This window comes from Culturomica massiliensis, assembly GCF_900091655.1.
In the GTDB taxonomy this organism is placed as follows: domain Bacteria; phylum Bacteroidota; class Bacteroidia; order Bacteroidales; family Marinifilaceae; genus Culturomica; species Culturomica massiliensis.
In genome coordinates this window covers 2,978,896-2,996,562 of sequence record NZ_LT594621.1, presented here as the reverse complement: position 1 = coordinate 2,996,562, position 17,667 = coordinate 2,978,896, and the positions used below count along the sequence as shown (strand labels likewise).

General features: G+C 42.1%; 15 protein-coding genes and 1 riboswitch. Of the genes, 7 read left to right on the top strand and 8 right to left on the bottom strand.

Going from position 1 to position 17,667, the window contains the following annotated elements:
* Positions 1–86 precede the first annotated feature (86 nt).
* Positions 87–2,489 carry a glycoside hydrolase family 95 protein gene (locus BN8908_RS13680; protein ID WP_068691181.1) on the bottom strand — a complete coding sequence of 801 codons (2,403 nt, stop codon included), beginning with the start codon at positions 2,487–2,489 and terminating at the stop codon, positions 87–89.
* Between the two features lie 143 nt (positions 2,490–2,632).
* On the opposite strand from BN8908_RS13680, the gene BN8908_RS13675 reads away from it, so the two are divergent.
* From BN8908_RS13675 to BN8908_RS13665, 3 genes are all read left to right on the top strand, one after another.
* On the top strand, positions 2,633–3,112 hold the full coding sequence (locus tag BN8908_RS13675; protein WP_021989398.1) for a CvpA family protein: 480 nt from the start codon (positions 2,633–2,635) through the stop codon (positions 3,110–3,112).
* A 57-nt stretch (positions 3,113–3,169) separates the two neighbouring features.
* The gene (gene tyrS, locus BN8908_RS13670) at positions 3,170–4,459 is read left to right on the top strand and encodes a tyrosine--tRNA ligase (RefSeq protein WP_021989397.1); all 1,290 of its coding nucleotides are present in this window, start codon (positions 3,170–3,172) and stop codon (positions 4,457–4,459) included.
* A gap of 123 nt (positions 4,460–4,582) precedes the next feature.
* Positions 4,583–5,068 (top strand): hypothetical protein, encoded by a 486-nt coding sequence (locus tag BN8908_RS13665; RefSeq protein ID WP_147379494.1) that lies wholly within the window; start codon positions 4,583–4,585, stop codon positions 5,066–5,068.
* Between the two features lie 56 nt (positions 5,069–5,124).
* On the opposite strand, the gene hflX is transcribed toward BN8908_RS13665, so the two are convergent.
* Both hflX and BN8908_RS13655 read right to left on the bottom strand, forming a co-directional pair.
* Positions 5,125–6,375: a GTPase HflX gene (gene hflX, locus BN8908_RS13660; protein ID WP_021989394.1), complete on the bottom strand. Its 1,251-nt coding sequence runs from the start codon at positions 6,373–6,375 to the stop codon at positions 5,125–5,127.
* Positions 6,376–6,594: 219 nt separating this feature from the next.
* The gene (locus tag BN8908_RS13655) at positions 6,595–7,284 is read right to left on the bottom strand and encodes an energy transducer TonB (RefSeq protein WP_021989393.1); all 690 of its coding nucleotides are present in this window, start codon (positions 7,282–7,284) and stop codon (positions 6,595–6,597) included.
* A 255-nt stretch (positions 7,285–7,539) separates the two neighbouring features.
* Between BN8908_RS13655 and BN8908_RS13650 the strand changes: the two genes are divergently transcribed.
* Positions 7,540–8,208, top strand: coding sequence for a 4'-phosphopantetheinyl transferase family protein (locus tag BN8908_RS13650; RefSeq protein WP_068691177.1), 669 nt, complete (start codon positions 7,540–7,542; stop codon positions 8,206–8,208).
* Positions 8,209–8,260: 52 nt separating this feature from the next.
* Here BN8908_RS13650 and BN8908_RS13645 read toward each other — a convergent pair whose 3' ends face one another.
* Entirely contained in the window at positions 8,261–9,277 is a 1,017-nt protein-coding gene (locus tag BN8908_RS13645; protein WP_068691175.1) for an aspartate-semialdehyde dehydrogenase, read from the bottom strand.
* A 522-nt stretch (positions 9,278–9,799) separates the two neighbouring features.
* Here BN8908_RS13645 and BN8908_RS13640 point away from each other — a divergent pair.
* Both BN8908_RS13640 and BN8908_RS13635 read left to right on the top strand, forming a co-directional pair.
* Positions 9,800–10,783, top strand: a complete 984-nt coding sequence (locus BN8908_RS13640) for a lamin tail domain-containing protein (RefSeq protein ID WP_148453336.1) — start codon at positions 9,800–9,802, stop codon at positions 10,781–10,783.
* 107 nt (positions 10,784–10,890) lie between these two features.
* Positions 10,891–11,529 carry a SagB/ThcOx family dehydrogenase gene (locus BN8908_RS13635; protein WP_021989389.1) on the top strand — a complete coding sequence of 213 codons (639 nt, stop codon included), beginning with the start codon at positions 10,891–10,893 and terminating at the stop codon, positions 11,527–11,529.
* Positions 11,530–11,691: 162 nt separating this feature from the next.
* Here the strand turns inward: BN8908_RS13635 and BN8908_RS13630 are convergent, their stop codons facing one another.
* Together BN8908_RS13630 and BN8908_RS13625 are read right to left on the bottom strand one after the other, a co-directional pair.
* The gene (locus BN8908_RS13630) at positions 11,692–13,293 is read right to left on the bottom strand and encodes a phosphoethanolamine transferase family protein (RefSeq protein ID WP_235837440.1); all 1,602 of its coding nucleotides are present in this window, start codon (positions 13,291–13,293) and stop codon (positions 11,692–11,694) included.
* Between the two features lie 128 nt (positions 13,294–13,421).
* The gene (locus tag BN8908_RS13625; RefSeq protein ID WP_021989387.1) at positions 13,422–14,594 is read right to left on the bottom strand and encodes a BamA/TamA family outer membrane protein; all 1,173 of its coding nucleotides are present in this window, start codon (positions 14,592–14,594) and stop codon (positions 13,422–13,424) included.
* A gap of 118 nt (positions 14,595–14,712) precedes the next feature.
* On the opposite strand from BN8908_RS13625, the gene BN8908_RS13620 reads away from it, so the two are divergent.
* Entirely contained in the window at positions 14,713–15,279 is a 567-nt protein-coding gene (locus BN8908_RS13620) for a YtfJ family protein (protein WP_068691169.1), read from the top strand.
* A 123-nt stretch (positions 15,280–15,402) separates the two neighbouring features.
* A riboswitch (cobalamin riboswitch) is annotated at positions 15,403–15,596 on the bottom strand.
* A 77-nt stretch (positions 15,597–15,673) separates the two neighbouring features.
* Here the strand turns inward: BN8908_RS13620 and BN8908_RS13615 are convergent.
* Together BN8908_RS13615 and BN8908_RS13610 are read right to left on the bottom strand one after the other, a co-directional pair.
* On the bottom strand, positions 15,674–16,324 hold the full coding sequence (locus tag BN8908_RS13615; protein ID WP_021989385.1) for a hypothetical protein: 651 nt from the start codon (positions 16,322–16,324) through the stop codon (positions 15,674–15,676).
* A 22-nt stretch (positions 16,325–16,346) separates the two neighbouring features.
* Positions 16,347–17,630 (bottom strand): hypothetical protein, encoded by a 1,284-nt coding sequence (locus BN8908_RS13610; RefSeq protein WP_068691167.1) that lies wholly within the window; start codon positions 17,628–17,630, stop codon positions 16,347–16,349.
* Between the last annotated feature and the right edge of the window lie 37 nt (positions 17,631–17,667).

Genomic DNA, 17,667 nt, shown 5'->3' with positions numbered 1-17,667 from the left:
AAAGAATAAGGAGTCAAAAAGTCAAGGTGTTTGTTTTTTGACTTTTTGACTCCGGAATTTTTTGTCATTTTATGACAAAGGCCTGATTAATAAGTGAATTTCACTTCTGCCTGCTTCCCTTTTTCAAGCGGGAAAATGAGATACCCGTTATCGTCCGTTGTGATTGTTTTGTTTTCGAGGTTGATATGACGGACGCCCGGTGGGGGTAGTAACCGGCAGGTTGTATTCTGCCGGGCGGTAAATGTTGCCGTTTGAGGGGTATGATTATTCCACGTCAGGTCCACAGTGATGCCGCCCCGGGTACATAAACCTTTGAAATAGCCTTCTTTCCAACTGTCGGGCAGGGCCGGTAAGAGATGAATAAAACCGGCGTGGCTTTGCAATAGCATTTCCATGATACCGGCAGCTCCTCCGAAGTTGCCGTCGATCTGGAAAGGAGGATGTGAGCAAAATAAATTGGGGAAGGTGCCTCCCTGATGACGTCCGTCCGGGCGTATTGCCGGTACCAGTAAGCTATGGAATAGTTTATAGGCCCGGTTGCCGTCATGTAAGCGTGCCCAAAAATTGATTTTCCAGGCCCGGCTCCAGCCGGTTCCGGCATCCCCTCTCCGGTTTAAGGTCGCTTTGCAGGCTTCGGCTAATTCGGGGGTTGCAGAGGGGGTAATCAGATTTCCAGGATATAAGCCGTATAAATGGGAAACATGGCGGTGATGGATTTCTGCTTCCCGGTAATCTTCCAGCCACTCCATCAGGTAGCCCTCCGGGCTGATTTGATGGGGAGGTAGTTGTCTGTAGGCTTCAGCCAGTTTTGCACACCAATCTTTATCTGTGTTAAGCTGACGGGCTGCTTCCATTGTGTTCCCCCACAATTCTTTTACCAGCTGGATGTCCATGGTCGGTCCCATGCAAATACTGATAGGCGTCGGATCATTACCGATATAGAACGCATTTTCCGGGGAGGAGGTCGGAGCCGTTACAAGCCAACCGTGAACAGGCTCTTTTACCATTGTCGATAAGAAAAAGTCCGCAGCGCCTTTTATTACGGGATAAATTTCCCGTAAGTAAGCCGTGTCACCGGAATACAGGTAATGTTCCCACAAATGAGCGCATAACCATGCTCCACCGGTGTTGGTTGCACCCCAGGAGGGATGTTCGCCCGGAACGGTGTATTTCCAGGGGTTGGTCATCATGTGAGCAACCCATCCGCGGGCATTGGGGCCGTAAAAAATACGCGCTGTTTTTTCGCCCGAAGCGACAAGACCTTTCGTTAAGGATATCAGCGGTTCGTACAATTCTGTCAGATTTCCCGGTTCTAACGGCCAGTGGTTCATTTGTACGTTGATATTCGTATGATAATCACCGTTCCACGGGGTTTGTAGCGTATTTGCCCACACCCCCTGTAAATTGGGGGGGAGACAACCGGGACGCGCGCTGCTGATCAGCAGATAGCGTCCGAATTGTAAATAAAGGGCGGCTAAAGCGGGATCGTCTTCTTGAGTGAAGCGTGCGATACGTTCCGGGGTTGTAAGTTGTAGTACGGAGTCTTGGGGGGTACCGATAAATACCTCTACCCGGTCGTATAATTCCTTGTGTGCGTCGATATGTCTTTGTTTCAGTTCTTCGTAAGGCGTATGGATGGCATTGGAAAGTAACATTGCAGCCTGTTCTCTGTAGGCGGGATTGTTATAATCGGTCGTTGCGGAGATGAATATAGTCGTATTCCGGACGGCTTGGAAGCGAATACATGAGTCCGTGACTTGTATGCCGGCTCCGGGGGTGTTGTCTTCCAGGCGTCCGCTCATACGGACAATATAGCTGACTCCCTTGATGCCGGTCTGCCCGCTATCCATCGTTCCTTCCATGATTAACGTATCCTTGTCCCGGTAAACCCGGGCGTTTTGCGGACGACTTAAAAACAGCTCGAAATCCGAAGCTTTTTGCTGGTTAAAATGAATGACCGATACATTGTCCGGACGGGAGACGAAATATTCACGTCGGTGTATGTTTTGCCCGAACGATGTCGTTGCCAAGGCTTCGTCCAGTTGCAGAATCCGTTTGTAGCCGCTTGTATCCATCGTTCCTTCATTGTGATACCGGATATCCAGGTTGCCGAGTATTTGGTAAGTGCCGTAGGTATTGCCTTTCGGCATCCGGGGAACAAAGGTACGATACATCAGCTCCTGGGCTTCTTTGTTTTTGCCTTCAAATAGCAATTGTTGTATACGGGATAAGCTGCCGGCAGCTTCCGGGTTGCTGTAATCTGCTTCCGAACCGCTCCAAAGAGATATTTCGTTAAGTACGATGCGTTCTTTTTCGACTCCGCCGTCAGGCATCATTCCGAGGCGTCCGTTGCCCAGGGGTAATGTCTCCTCCCAGATGCGGGCAGGCGCTTTAAAACGGAGTTGTTCGTTTTGGCGTTCGACACTCCGGGAAAAACTGCATCCCAGAATTGCCAATGATAAAATTGAAAGTAAAATAGTGTTGCGCATAATTAAAGAATGTGAGTGGACAAAGATAGTAAAACTCTTTAAAATTCTGAATGTACTTTCATTTCTGCTGCTGTCCTGGCGGGTGAAAAGGATGGATTTTCTGAACTTTTCCTTATCTTTGGCAACAGATAAATTTAAATATTGTGAATTACCTCGATATTTTATTGCTTTTGCCTTTGCTTTATGGCGCTTATAAAGGATTTTCCCGGGGATTTGTCATTGAGGTTGCGACCTTGTTGGGGCTGATTCTGGGTGTATATGTTGCGATTAAATTTTCGGATTATACGGAAAATATTTTGCGGGATTTTCTGGATATATCCTCCAAATATTTATCGTATATCGCTTTGAGTGTGACCTTCCTGCTGGTTGTCGTGGCCATTTATCTTTTGGGGAAAATGCTGACGAAATTAGTGGATATCGTATCGCTGGGATTGGTTAATAAGCTATTGGGGACTGTTTTGGGCATAGCTAAATCCTTTGTTATCCTGTGTATTATTCTTTTGATTGCAGACGCTTTGGACGATAAATTCCAGTTTATGAATAAAGAGGTGAAGGAGAACAGCTTGTTTTATAATCCTTTTCTTAACTTTGCACAACAAATGTACAATATGATCCGGTTTTGACGGGGGGATGGTTGGGAAGGCCGGTATGTATGAATGTTGAAATAATATAATATAATCATGAATTTTGTAGATGAGTTAAAGTGGAGAGGCATGATACACGATATTATGCCGGGTACAGAAGAACAGTTGGCAAAAGGGCAAACGACGGCTTATGTCGGGATAGACCCTACGGCGGATTCTTTGCATGTAGGACATTTGGTATCCGTTATGATGATGAAACATTTTCAGATGGCCGGTCATAAACCGATTTTTATTATCGGTGGTGCCACCGGTATGATCGGGGATCCAAGCGGCAAGTCTCTGGAAAGAAATTTGCTCGATGAAAAAACGATACAGCAAAATATGGCCGGAATTAAGGCTCAGCTTTCCCATTTTATCGATTTTAATTCTTCTGCTTCCAATGCGGCTATTATGCTGAATAATTACGATTGGATGAAGCAGTTTTCGTTTCTGGATTTTATACGGGAAATCGGTAAGCATATTACGGTGAACTATATGATGTCCAAAGATTCGGTAAAACGCCGTTTGAATGGTGAATATGCCGATGGGATGTCGTTTACGGAGTTTACTTACCAATTGGTACAGGGCTACGATTTTCTTTATCTTCGGAAAAATTATGATTGTATGTTGCAAATGGGGGGATCCGATCAGTGGGGCAATATAACGACAGGCGGGGAATTGATCCGTCGTAAGGAGGGACTGGAAGCCTATGGCTTGACGTGGCCTTTGATGACAAAGAGCGACGGTAAGAAATTCGGCAAGACGGAATCCGGAAATATTTGGCTGGATCCGGAACGTACTTCTCCTTACCAGTTTTATCAGTTTTGGTTGAATTCTACGGATGATGACGCTGCCCGTTATATAAAAATTTTCACGCTTTTGCCTCCCGCAGAGATCGATGCTTTGATTGTCGAGCACGGAGAAGCTCCGCATCTTAGAAAATTGCAGAAGACTTTGGCTAAGGAAATTACATGTCTGATTCACGGTGAAGAAGCCTATCATTCGGCTTTGGAGGCTTCCCAGATTTTATTCGGGAATGCAACATCCGAAACCTTGCGAAAAATAGACGAAAAGACGTTTTTGTCTGTTTTTGAAGGTGTACCCCAGTTTGAAATAGCCCTTACAGATTTAAAAAATGGTATTTCTATTATTGATTTTTTGGCAGAAAAGACGCAGATCATGTCGTCGAAAGGTGAAGCGAGAAGAGCTGTAAAGGCAAATTCGATAAGTATTAATAAAGAGAAGGTCGGAGAAGAAACCATCGTTTCAGATAGCTATCTGATCGATGGAAAATATATTTTGGCTCAAAGCGGTAAAAAGAATTATTATTTGGTGATAGTAAAATAATTTCATTGAAAGTATAAAAAATTTCTTTACATTTGCACAAGATTGTGTAGAATGTTATATATTTACGTTCGCATAGACCCTACTCAAAAAACCTGGTTAGTTTAGAATGGGAATCGGGGATGTGTGCAACGCCTGCGCTATAGTCATGTTAGCGTGGGCTTGCTCTTTGTTCCCAAGGCCTGCCAGGTGCCGTTGAGTAGAAGATGCAAGTTCCGCGCTAACTTTTCTTTTGGTCATATGCGAATGTTACCTAAAACCAGAGCTATGACTATTGAAGAAATTCTCCGAATGAGCTTTAGCTTTATTGATGAACATCCGGATGCCCTTTGGGATGAAGTGCCTGAAGATTTGCTTAAATGTTGGCATATTCTTATTCCTTTGGATAAATACCTGGAAGGGAATTATCAAAGCAGATACGAGTATATGATTTTTGAATATGCTTTGAAGAAGTATGCCGAACGGGCCGACGTTAAAATTCCGGAAGAGAAGAAAAATGAGCTTTTTTGTGCTTTTCAGATGCTGTTAATGTTACCTTATATTTGTCGTTATACCACAGAAAAACGCCCTTTGTTTCCTATTTTTGATTTTGGATTTTTATTGGCTCAATAGTGGATGTATATGGTTGGTATGGATAATTTCTTTTGCCACAATTGTGGCAAAAGAAATTACATTGACGGATTTTCCTTGCCCGTAGTTGTTTCGTCCGTATATTCCGTATACAGGAATTCGTTGTATGGAAAACGGGCCGAATGGATATCTTTGACAATTGAATACAATTTGTCTTTTAATTCTTCGATATTTTCTTTTTGGGCAGCAGATATATAGACGGTTTCACGGCCTTGTTTGGACATCCACATCTGTTTTAAATCTTCCAGGCTGTAGTTTGCCCGTTCTACCGGTGTCAGATCGTCCTCGTCTTTTTTAATGTAAGTGAAGGCATCGATTTTATTGAAAACGATGATTGTCGGTTTGGGGTCCGGTATCAATTCCGCCAATGTTTCATTAACGACTTTCAGTTGATCTTCAAATTGCGGGTGGGAAATATCTACGACGTGCAGGATGACGTCGGCTTCACGGACTTCGTCCAGTGTCGATTTGAAGGATTCAATAAGATGAGTAGGCAGTTTCCGGATAAAGCCTACGGTGTCAGCAAGTAATAAAGGCACGTTACGGATTGTAATTTTCCGGACGGTGGTATCCAGGGTGGCAAAAAGCTTGTTTTCAGCAAACACTTCCGATTTGCTGAGTAGGTTCATTAATGTCGACTTTCCGACATTGGTGTAGCCGACCAAAGCCACCCTTACCAGTTTTCCCCGATTCTTGCGCTGAGTGGACATTTGCTTATCGATCCGGCACAGTTGTTCTTTCAGGCGGGTAATCTTATCCCGGATGACCCGGCGGTCGGTCTCAATTTCTGTTTCTCCCGGACCTCTCAGACCGATACCTCCTTTTTGCCTTTCGAGGTGGGTCCACATGCCGGTCAGACGGGGTAATAAGTATTGATATTGTGCCAGTTCTACCTGTGTTTTAGCATGTGCTGTACGGGCCCGATTGGCGAATATATCCAGAATTAAGTTGGTGCGGTCGAGTATTTTGACGCCTTTCAATTCGTTTTCGATGTTCCGGAGTTGGGTCGGAGAGAGTTCGTCATCGAAGATAACCAGCTCGGCTCCGTGTTCTTCTATATATTGACGAATTTCATCCAATTTACCTTTTCCGATAAACGTACTGTTGACCGGTTTATCCAGATTTTGTGTAAATATTTTTACGGTTTGGGCTCCGGCTGTTTCTGCCAAAAACGCCAGTTCATCCAAATATTCGTTCATCCTTTCATAGCTGATCCCTGCATCCTGGAGGGAAACTCCGACTAAAATCGCTCTTTCTGCTTCTTTCTCTGTATAAAAATATTCACTCATATATGTAATGTCTTGCTAAGTGGAATGTTTAATTGTAGGTTTTAGATTAAAAATCTGATAACGCGTCAGGTCACCAAGTAATTTACAAGTTACAACCTGAAATTACAATTTATATGAACGTATATCCTGTCCTAAAGTTTCTGTGCGAAGACAAAAGCATTTCAGACAAGAAGGGGCTGACATTACTGACAGCCCCTTACATATTATGTGAAACTTGTATTAGTTGTTGGTTAACTGGAAATTGATAGGCAACGTGTAAGCCACACGCACAGGTTTACCTCTCTGTTTTCCCGGAGTCCATTTGGGCATACTCTTTACCACACGAACAGCTTCTTTGTCCAATGATGAGTCTACACCTCTCGCTACCTTTACGTCAGTAATACTACCGTCTTTCTCGATAACGAACTGAATGTATACTTTACCGGAAATACCGTTTTCCATGGCCAATACCGGATATTTGATATTTTTGTTCACCCATGCGGTAGGACTTCCCCCCGGGAATGCCGGCATCGTTTCTACCACCTGGAAGATTTCCTGTTCTCCCGTATCTTCAGTCTTAAAGTCATCGAAACTGGTAACATCAACGACCGTATTTTCTGTTTCGTCTTCAGCATCGGTAATTTCCAGATCATCATCCACATCCTGATCGTTTTCTACGATGTTGATCAAGTCCGCCAGTTTGGGCGCTGCAGGAGGAGGAGGAGGAGGAGGAGTATTCTGCTGGGTAATGGGAATAACTTCATCTTCTATTTGCATCTGGGCAGTTGTGTCTAAATCTTTCATTTTGGACGTTTCACTTTTCCATTCGAAAGCATATAACAAAATACCCAAAGCAATTACAAGACCAATCTCAAAGAAAAGTGTTTTTTTCCCTTCAAGATCTGCTTTCGGTGCCTTTTTTACTTCCATGATATAAATTTAATTTGTATTTTTATTACATCTCACTTACAGCGGGTAAAAATATAGAAATTCGGACAACTTTCCAATATTTCAAACGTTTTTTTTAAATGAAACGTTAAAAAACAAACGAAGCTGTTGATAAATGTTAATTATTTGAATAATACCACTTAATTCCTATTTTTATCCTTCCTCTTTTGCAAAGATATGATTTTACTTTTTTATTTTGTATTCGCATTATTATAAATTTTGTGAAATTTTCAAGGCATGTTGAGCATATTTTATCTGGAAATAGATTCTGCCTTAGGGGAGAAACCGGGCTTGTCCTTTTTCGAATCCCGGGTAAAGCGGGCAACTTTTGATGAAGCAATGTCATTTCGGAATGACAAAGTGCGGCTTACCCGTTTGTTGGGAGAGGCGATGGTATGGTCCGGTTTAAGAAAATTGTTCGGAATGGAAAAAGAAGATTGTCGAATACAGAGAAGCGAGCACGGAAAGCCTTATCTGGAAGGAGAGAGACTGGTATATTTTAATATTTCCCATTCAGGGACTTATATTGTTTGTGCTTTTTCAGATGCGGAAGTCGGCATCGATATCGAGAAGATTGCCTCTCCCCGATATGAGGTCGCCCGTCGTTTTTTTCATCCGGAAGAAGTCCGGTTATTGGAAAACGGGAAGTTTAAAAATGAGAGTTTGTTTTATGATATCTGGGTGGTTAAAGAAAGTTTTCTAAAATATAAAGGTACCGGTTTGACTTGTCCATTGTCTTCTTTTCAGGTAAATATCTTTCCGGGTAAAGCATTGATTTACGAAGGAGGACATTTACTGACGTTAAATATCCGGGAATGTCCGGTAGCGGAAGGTTATAAATGCTATGTTTGCAGTCCTTTGAAAGATGTTGCGGCGCCGGTTCGCTGGTGCTTGCAAGATTTGTAGGGTTATTTACAATGCTTTACTTTAACGGAAGTAAAGCATTGTAAAATAAGATTTATTTGTGGAATTGCCCGGGTTGTGTCAATAGGTATTCCGCAATCTGAACGGCATTCAAAGCGGCTCCTTTTTTGATTTGGTCACTGACCACCCAAAAAGCCAAACCGTTTTCATTCGTCAGGTCTTTGCGGATACGCCCTACATATACGGGGTCCTTGCCGGAGATAAAGAGAGGCATCGGATATTCTTTTGTCGCCGGATCATCCTGAAGGATGATGCCGTCCGTGTTTTCAAAAGCCCGGCGTGCTTCAGAGACGGTAACCGGTTGCTCGGTTTCCAGCCAGATGCTTTCGGAATGCGCTCTTAAAGAAGGGACACGAACGCAGGTAGCGCTGACTTGTATATCAGAATGCATAATTTTGCGTGTTTCGTGATACATTTTCATTTCTTCCTTTGTATAACCGTTGTCGGTGAACACGTCAACCTGAGGTATCAGATTGAAGGCAAGCTGGTAAGCAAATTTTTCCACCGTCGGTTTTTCTCCGTTTAATATTTGTCTGCATTGCGTATAAAGTTCCTCCATGGCTGCTGCGCCTGCACCGCTTGCGGCCTGGTAAGTGGATACATGTACCCGCCGGATATGGCTTAATTTTTCAATGGCGTTCAGGGCGACAACCATTTGAATCGTGGTACAATTCGGGTTCGCAATAATTCCTTTCGGCCGGTTTAAAGCATCCTGGGGATTGACTTCCGGTACAACCAGAGGAATGTTTTCTTCCATCCGGAATGCGCTGGAGTTGTCGATCATAATAGCGCCGTAACGTGTGATTGTTTCTGCAAATTCTTTAGAGGTACCTGCTCCTGCGGAGGTAAAAGCAATGTCTGTTCCTTTGAAATCATCATTGTGTTGCAAAAGTTTTACTTCAATGTCTTTCCCCCGAAAATTATATTTTGTACCGGCGCTTCTTGCCGAACCGAATAGTACGAGCTCATCTATCGGAAAATTACGTTCATCCAGCACTCGCAGAAACTCTTGTCCTACAGCTCCGCTGGCCCCAACAATTGCTATTTTCATCTTTTTAAATTGGAATAAAATGTCTTAAAATTTCAGTTATTCATATTTGCAAAAGTAGTAAATAGAGTAAGTATCAGAAATTTAATTGATGTATTTTTCAGAAGATACCGGATATGTTTAAAATGAAACATTTTGTATGGAATAAGGAATACTATTGAATGCGACCGGATTTTTTCGTAAATTTAAAAAATCAGGGATTGTAGATTTTAGATTTTAAATTGAAGATTGAGGATAAGGTAGGGGGAAACGGAAGGTGGTTGCCGGTTTACGATTGAAGATGATGTTTGATTTACAGGTGTGTAGGGAGAGCGTGTTTCTCCGGTTAAAATTTATGCAGAATGTTGGATATTTTAATGGTTGATTCCGGATTTACGGTATTAGGTGAAACAGATCCGGTAATAAATCAGCTTACCAGGTAATTTACAATTTACAATTTGAATAAGGAGGTGGAATTGTAAATGGGTGGAAATTTTGTTCAATTTGCGATACATAGACCGGGAGTTTGAATTAAAAGCCGAAGTAATGATACTGTTTTTTTATCTTTTTATTTTTTCTGTTTCTGGCTATATTCCAGGAGGACAGAAAGTAGGTCTTTGTTTTTGCTTGTTGTTGTCTGTAGTTGTTGTGTTTTCACAGGAAGCCGGAAAAATACCGGGTAAAGGCGATTTGTTGATTAATGAAATTCTCTATGAGGCTGTACCTGCCGATGCGGAGTATCTTGAACTGTATAATTCCGGCAATAAAGATATTGCGTTATGTGAAATTTATATCGGTAAAAGGGATAGAACCGGAAGTCTGATTGCTGTAAAACCGATTGTGAAATCGGAAGAGGTTTTGAAACCCGGAGCATTGGTGTGGATATGTTCTAATCCAGCGGCTATTGCAATGGCTTATTCTTATCATCATATGGAAAACTGTGTTGTGTTGCCTGCAAAACTGGCTTATGCCGATGATGGAGGTGTTGTGGTTGTGCTAAATCGGAACCGGGAGGTCATCGATGAGGTTACATACGGTAAGTTTTTGCATCATCCGATGGTTACCCAAACAAAAGGGATAGCTTTGGAAAAAGGGTGGAGTAATACCGGTATGCCAGGAAAAGGGAAATGGACTTCGGCCGGAGGGGATGCCGGAAACGGATTCGGAAGTCCGGGTATGCCTAACCGGGCCGGAAAGATTTTGTCAGAAAGAAATGACGGGGAATTTATGAAATGTGTTCCGGAAGTATTTACTCCGGATGGGGATGGATTGGAAGATGAATTAGAGATAAAAATCACGGTTCCGGACCGGGAGTTTGTATTGCAGTTGTCGGTGTATGATGTCCGGGGCAGGTGTGTCCGTAAAATAGCCGACCGTGTCCCGGTTTATTCAGGCATCGGATTTTCTTGGGATGGTACATCCGGGGACGGGTGTTTGTTGCCTGCCGGAATCTATGTGATTTACGGATGCATTGTATATTCGGATGGGGGACGGCGGGAAGTGCGTAAAGTATGCGTGCTTTCCAGATAAGTGGGTATAATTGTTCCGGTAAATAAACGGATTTGTGTTTATCCGGAGAGTCAAAATAAAAAGTTTTCCTTTATCTTTACAAGACTAAATCTTTAAAACACGATAGTATGAAGGATTCTGTTTTATTATTAACGGTATGTTGTTTGTTTTCTCTTACCGGGAAAGCTCAGGAAATGAAAGAGATAAAATTGAATGCGCCGGACAAGGACAGGGGGATACCGGTTATGAAAGCATTCGAGCAACGTAAATCGGACCGGGAATTTGCAAATAAAGAGTTGAGCTTACAGGATTTATCCGATTTGTTATGGGCAACAAACGGTATAAACCGACCGGAATCGGGAAAGCGTACGGCGCCGTCTGCCATGAATCGCCAGGATATTGATGTGTATGTTTGCCGGGCCGATGGAGCTTACCTCTACGATGCCGTGAACCGTGTTTTGAAGCCGGTGTCTCCGGATGATTTAAGATCTTTTGTGGCAGGTGGGCAGGAATGGGTAAAAACGGCTCCGGTATGTCTGGTTTTGGTATCTGATCTTTCGAAGTTCGGAGGAAAAGGAGAGCACCAAATGATGACAGGAGCTATAGATGCCGGGATTGTCTCTCAAAATATTGCGATTTTTTGTGCGGGAACCGGTTTGGTAACCGTTCCTCGTATGTCAATGGATCAGGATAAGTTGCGGGCCTCTCTTAAATTGAAAGACAGCCAGCAGCTCTTTTTGAATAATCCGGTAGGATACCCTAAATAGATTTTTGATTTACGATTTTAGATTGTTGTGAGAAAACCGGTTCTTGGGTAAGATCGGAAAATTTTAATTAGCAATGATTTTGTCATAACCAGATTCATTATTATTTACCCAATCTCCAGGTTTGTGATGAGGAAAGGTGTCTGGAATCGTAAATCAAAAATTTTAAAATTTCTTTCCGTGGTATATGTTTCTTCTTTCGATCATGCTTTTGTCCTGGGGTTTTAATCCGGCATTGTAAAAGAATATCGGTTTGTCGTGGTCGGTCAGGTACATTCGGTCTGTGATTTTAAATGCCGTATTGGCAAGTGATAAATCCGGTTGTAGATAGGGTGTCCGGATTGCAGCCATATCCAGTACGGTATGAAATGCTGCGTCCGTTGCGACCGGTTTCGTCAGGTTTTGGCTGATGGCTTCGGCTTTTTCCGGGTAAGCTGTCTGATAGGTTCCCGACATCCAAATAAATATCGGAATGTGTAATTGGTAATAAGTCGGATTCGGAGATGCGTGTAAAAACCGCTTCCGGTTGTCATCCAATAAGTCTTCCCCGTGATCGGCCGTGTAAAATAGGGCTGTGCAGTCTTCGGTTTGCTGGAGCGATTCGATCAATTGGTGTAAGAAATAATCCGTGTATAAAATACTGTTATCGTAGGCATTGATCAGTTCCTGTTTGTTGCTTACGGCCACTTTGGTCGCATTGTCGGGAAGGAATCTGGAGAATGACTGGGGATAACGTTCTTTGTAATTGAAATGAGAACCGTAGGTATGGAGTACGAAAAACAGGTTTCCCGGTAAAGAATCGAGGTAATGCCGGACGATAGGGAGCAGGTCGCCGTCAAAATGATTGTGAGTGATGAGGTTTTCTCCTCCGTCGGTGCGGATATTGTGGCGGTAGTCAGCCTGTGTTGCAAAGAAGTCTGTAAAAGAGCGGTTCGGGATTTGATTGGACAGGAATAGGGTTGTAAATCCGGCTTCTTTGAATGCTTCCAAAATGCTCTTTTGGGTATATATGACATCATAATTTTCTGCAGAGGCTGCGGATAAAATCAAAGGGACACTTTTATGTGTCGTGTTCGATTGGGTAATGGCATCCGGGAAGAAAACAAGACCGGGGGTTTTACTCAAATAGGGATTCGTTTCCCGTTCGTATCCGCAAAGATTCCAATTTCCCGCCCGGCTGGCTTCTCCCACAACCAAAACGTATATTTCCCTTTTTTGCGGATGTATGTCTTTCCGGGCCTGGAATGTAAAATTCCGGGAACTTTCGGGATATTTTTCGCTGCGGGACCATTTTTGAGCAGCAAATCCTAAGTTATATATGACATTGGCGGGATATACATCTTCATGTAGCGTGAAACGTGCTGTATTTTTGTTTATCGCTGTAAATGTCAGGCCATAGGAAATCAATATAAGGAAGGCTCCGCTTATGATCATTTTTTTCCGAAACGGTGACGGAAGGTATACTTTGCGTTTGCAGGCTACGGCGGCAATGGCTGTCGTCGGAAGGTATAACAAACATACGATCACGACCGCCGGCCAGATGTTGTCTAGTAATTCGGAAGCTTCGCTGACATTTGTTGTTACCAGATTGAGAAACATATCTACTGCTATGACGGCCTCTCCGAATAGATAGAACAGTACAAGCTGAAAAGCATGTAAAAACAACAGCGGGAATAGAAAAAGCTGCACTTTTCCCGTATTTTTGGATAAAGAAAGCAGAAAAATGTAAAGTCCGAACGGGAAAGTAATGAGTACGACCTTCCCCATAAAGGAAAACGGTTCGGTAAATATAAGGCATACGCTCGGTATGAGGCTCATACCGACATAAAACCAGAATAACCGATAGGGATTAGAAAAAAATAATTTGAAAAAGCGATACATATTGTTGTTAAAATCTAGAATGCTTCGTTAATACTGAAGTAAAAAGCGGTCTGACCTTTTCCGATACCGTAATCGAGTCGGACATTGACTCTGTTTTTGAATTCCCAGCGATAGCCGAGTCCGTATGTTGGCAAGGTATGACTCCATTTGAATTTTTTCACTTCGGGAAAAATATTTCCGGCTCCGCCCCAAACGGCGATACCGTGACGGTTGTATATTTTTTGGCGTAATTCTACCTGTGCCTGAATCAAATCGTTGTCCCGGTACTGACCTTCGTAATAACCTCTCATCTGATAGGGACCACCCATCAGGGCAACCATGCTCCAGGGGGTATCGCCATAGTTGAATATCCCCTGAAGGTCGGAGGCTAAGATTGCTCCTTTCCACAATTTAGCGTAATGACGGGCAACAATTTCCGTACGTTTGAAAGAGTATTTGTTTCCCAGAAAAGAAGGGAAGAACAATTGCTCCAGTTTGACGAAAGAACCGGAATAGGGATTGGGAATGAAATCCCGGGAATCGTAAGAGATGAGCAGTCCTCCGCCGAAAGTGCTGATGTCGCTTCGTTCTCCGTTTAGGAAACTGATATTATTGAAATCTTTTCCATTGACGTGTCGGTACATACCTGTAATTCCGACGTAGGTGTTGGTTGCGATCTTTCTTAAGAAATCCAATTTGACCTGTACTTCTTTTCTTTTGTATTCTGTGTAGTGGTGCTCCTGCCTGCCGTTTTCATATCCGATTCCCCAATATTTACTGGGAAATGAAAAGAAATATATATTTGCATCCAGCCGATAGTTTGCATGGGGAAAAATTGTATTGCCCCGTACTCCCAACAGGTAAAATCCGGTAGTGGTAATGTCACCGTACAACGATACATTGGAAGGTGATATCGACAGATCGGTTGGGTCTATGCGGTACAATCCCGATGCAACAAGTCCTAAGCCCAATTTTACGTCACTGGCAAAGTGCGGACCTCCGATGATGGAAAAATCGAATTTTTTTTCTTTTGTCGTTTCGTTTGATTCCTGAAAATATTTATATATGCGGTGAAAGATATTTTGTTTTTTTAAGGTATCCTGGTATTGAATGATCAGGCTATCCTGAGTTTGTTCATTGCCCTGACAAATTCCCTGAAAGGAGAACAGATTAAAAATGAATGCAATATAAATGCTACGTGTTGACATTTTTTGTTGACGATTTACTGTGTCTAGCACACATTTTGCTGTAAAAAAAATATTATTGTGTATTCACTCATACGCAATAATGATGCCAATGTTTAATTTTTTGTAATCAATTTTAAAGATGGGGCGTTTTTTCCTTCTTCTATCTTTTATTTGCTGTGTTTGTATCGGAAGAGCACAGGTAGGCCAGAAGGTATGCCCGATTACGATTTATGATGCTTATAATAAACCGCTTCAATTGCCGTTTCTGGGAGAGAAGCATTTGCTGTTGTTTTACGTAGACCCCGATCATCCGAGTCAGAACAGGGTATTGCGGAATTATTTCAGAAAACATCCTTTTACCGATGAAAATATTGAATCGTATGGTATTATTAATTTGAAAGATGCTCCTTTGCTGGCTAATTCTTTGTTGCGTTTTATGATCCGAAAGGAGATCGCAGGAACACAGGCCTATGTATACAATGATCCGGATCACACCGTGAGCCGGGCCTGGAAATTGGGAGATGTCAATAATAAATTTGTCGTGTTGTGGATCAATAAAGAGTGTACGATTGAATTTTTTAAGGCCGGAGAACTAACGGAAGATGAAATTGTACAGTTGAAAGGCCTGATATGTAAATACCGGAAAAAGAACCCTGTTCCTGTAAAGCCGGCCCGGGAAGAGAGCAGGGATACTGCGGCAAATTGAAATAAAACCCGGGAAAGAATTTCAGCTACAGTTATTCTTCTTTCTCCGGGCTTCTTTTTTTCGGGGGAAAAATAGGAAATAACAAGTGCAGGCTTGATATGACCTTGTGCTTTTGTCCCGAAAGCTACAAATCCGTATTTGGCAGGTCTTCTGACTTACTTCCGGAATAAGACGCCTTCCCGTTTGATAACAGTGGCAGAGAATGTCTTTCCTTGAGGAAGCTTACAGCAGCGGGTACTGTCCGGGAATTTCACCCGGTTCCCTTTTCATTCATCTCTAAAGACTTGGAGACAAACACCAAATACTATAGGCAAAGATATGAAGTTAAAATTAAAAAGGAAATATTTTGAAATATTTCCTTTTTAAATTTTATGATCCGGAAGAATAATTACTGTTAGTACGGTAAGATTTCATCCAGTTCCTGAGCTAATTTCTCTGACTTTTGATATAATTCATCGCGATACACCTTTTTAGCTGCTTTAAGAGCGTCGGCTGCATTGGTTTTTACCATTACTTGCACTTCCACGACGCCGTTTCCTTTTTCACGGTATATTTCCAATACAGGAAATACTCCCTTTAAAGAGGCGGATACCAGGTTTTTATTGGTAGAAACAAACTCGTCGATCGTTTCGATATCGTCTTCACCGTAGTTGGTGGTAGAAAGTTTACTTTTTACAAGACCCGAAAGTGTGGTATTGATGTGTTCTGCAATTTCCATCCGGGCGCGGTCGTCAGCGATTTTTTTAGCGGCAGAATAATTACCGCCCGTTGCTTTATGTGTACCGGTAAAGTATAATTTTTCACCTTTGTTATCCTTGTCGAGTTCGGCATAACGGCTGTCCTGGATTTGTCTTTCCATCGGAAGCTTACCGGGCATAACTTTCCAGCCTTCTTTTTCTAATTTCTTAGCTGTTTTACGACAGTCTTTTTCTACTTTACTTTTCAGGTCTTTTTTCAGTTTTTTATTACTGGTTTGTGCTTCAACTGCTGAACAGGCAAATACCAATGCCAATGAGCATACTAATACTTTTACAATAGTTTTCATAGTCGATAATTTGAGTTATTTGTTACCAATTTGCTTTAAAAGGAAGGGAAAAATCAATACGTTTGGAAATTCCTTCCGTATTTTTGATTTCCAGATGGCCTTTTAATAGATTCATCCTGTTGTTTTGTTTCTCTAATAATTCTACCTCACCGTTATAATCGATATTAACCGTTTGTGTACCTTTGGAAACAGTCTGATTTAAATTGTCAATAAATAACGGCATGCTTAATCCCGGAACATTTAAGGTAATGTTGTCGATGGTATAAGCTGCTTTGGATTCGAGGTTTATGCGAATACTAATGTTGGTTAAGGTAGAGTCGGTCTTCGTTTCCGCTGTCAGGTAGACGTCTTTGCTTAAAATTACTTTTACTTTATCCTGTTCGGGATCGATATAAAATGTTTGGGATAAGTTTTTGTTTCCCAATTTGAAAGTTATTGTAGCAAAGTTTTCTTCTGTCGGATCACAGGTTTCGGAATTATAATGGATATTCCAGTGGTCTTCTTCTGCTTCCGGTCTTATTTGTGTCAATGTTGCTGATTTTACGACAGGCCGTTGTGAAACTTTTATGGCTTTTCCTCTCAATTGCAGGTCAAGACAATAACACCCCAGTTTGTTGGAAATTTCGTGAATAGAGATTTCATTGTATAGTTGTCTGTAATTGCGTTGTAAGTTTCTGGCAGCCTCTTTTCTGACATCGTCGAAAAAATACCGGATGAGGCTGTTGAGGTCTGTGACGGCTTTATCGATCTGCGCGACAGAGGTGATGTTCTCATATTGTTCTTCCAGTGTATTGTATTTTTCATTCATTTCGTTGTCTTTGCGCTGGAATTCATGAACGAGTTTTTTCAGTTCGAGACTCGGGAACGGATATTTTACACAATACAGGTAGGATATTTCTTTTGTTTTTTTATCCTCTCTTTTTTCCCAATAAGCTTCTTCTATTTTAGATTCGGAAATTCCTGTCAGATAAGGCAGGTTGGCAGATTGGGTCTGAGCTGTGTAGGTGTATGAGTCCAGGAAATTGACGATGCCGCTGTTGACAGACTCCTGGTTGATCGTACTTTCACTGGAGGATTTTACATTTTGAGCTACAGCATCGATGACGTATTTACGGATGTTATCCATACATTCGTTTTTCGCCCTTTCTATATTGTCTGCAATGGCAGAGGTGACGATGTAGTCTTTTTGGGTTGTATTTACCCATACCGGTGTTTTTTTGGCACTTTTCTGAACAACTTTCAATTGTGCTGTACAAGGAAGTATTCCGATAAAAAGAAGCAGTGATAAAACGCGTATATGTTTCATAGTAGTTCGGTTTTTGAGTTGTTGTTTGTCAACAATC

Excerpts from the sequence above, each read along its gene's own strand:
- BN8908_RS13680 (WP_068691181.1), bottom strand. The coding sequence starts at position 2,489 with ATGCGCAACACTATTTTACTTTCAATTTTATCATTGGCAATTCTGGGA.
- tyrS (WP_021989397.1), top strand. The coding sequence starts at position 3,170 with ATGAATTTTGTAGATGAGTTAAAGTGGAGAGGCATGATACACGATATT.
- hflX (WP_021989394.1), bottom strand. The coding sequence starts at position 6,375 with ATGAGTGAATATTTTTATACAGAGAAAGAAGCAGAAAGAGCGATTTTA.
- BN8908_RS13655 (WP_021989393.1), bottom strand. The coding sequence starts at position 7,284 with ATGGAAGTAAAAAAGGCACCGAAAGCAGATCTTGAAGGGAAAAAAACA.
- BN8908_RS13650 (WP_068691177.1), top strand. The coding sequence starts at position 7,540 with ATGTTGAGCATATTTTATCTGGAAATAGATTCTGCCTTAGGGGAGAAA.
- BN8908_RS13645 (WP_068691175.1), bottom strand. The coding sequence starts at position 9,277 with ATGAAAATAGCAATTGTTGGGGCCAGCGGAGCTGTAGGACAAGAGTTT.
- BN8908_RS13640 (WP_148453336.1), top strand. The coding sequence starts at position 9,800 with ATGATACTGTTTTTTTATCTTTTTATTTTTTCTGTTTCTGGCTATATT.
- BN8908_RS13635 (WP_021989389.1), top strand. The coding sequence starts at position 10,891 with ATGAAGGATTCTGTTTTATTATTAACGGTATGTTGTTTGTTTTCTCTT.
- BN8908_RS13630 (WP_235837440.1), bottom strand. The coding sequence starts at position 13,293 with ATGGGGAAGGTCGTACTCATTACTTTCCCGTTCGGACTTTACATTTTT.
- BN8908_RS13625 (WP_021989387.1), bottom strand. The coding sequence starts at position 14,594 with ATGTCAACACGTAGCATTTATATTGCATTCATTTTTAATCTGTTCTCC.
- BN8908_RS13620 (WP_068691169.1), top strand. The coding sequence starts at position 14,713 with ATGGGGCGTTTTTTCCTTCTTCTATCTTTTATTTGCTGTGTTTGTATC.
- BN8908_RS13615 (WP_021989385.1), bottom strand. The coding sequence starts at position 16,324 with ATGAAAACTATTGTAAAAGTATTAGTATGCTCATTGGCATTGGTATTT.
- BN8908_RS13610 (WP_068691167.1), bottom strand. The coding sequence starts at position 17,630 with ATGAAACATATACGCGTTTTATCACTGCTTCTTTTTATCGGAATACTT.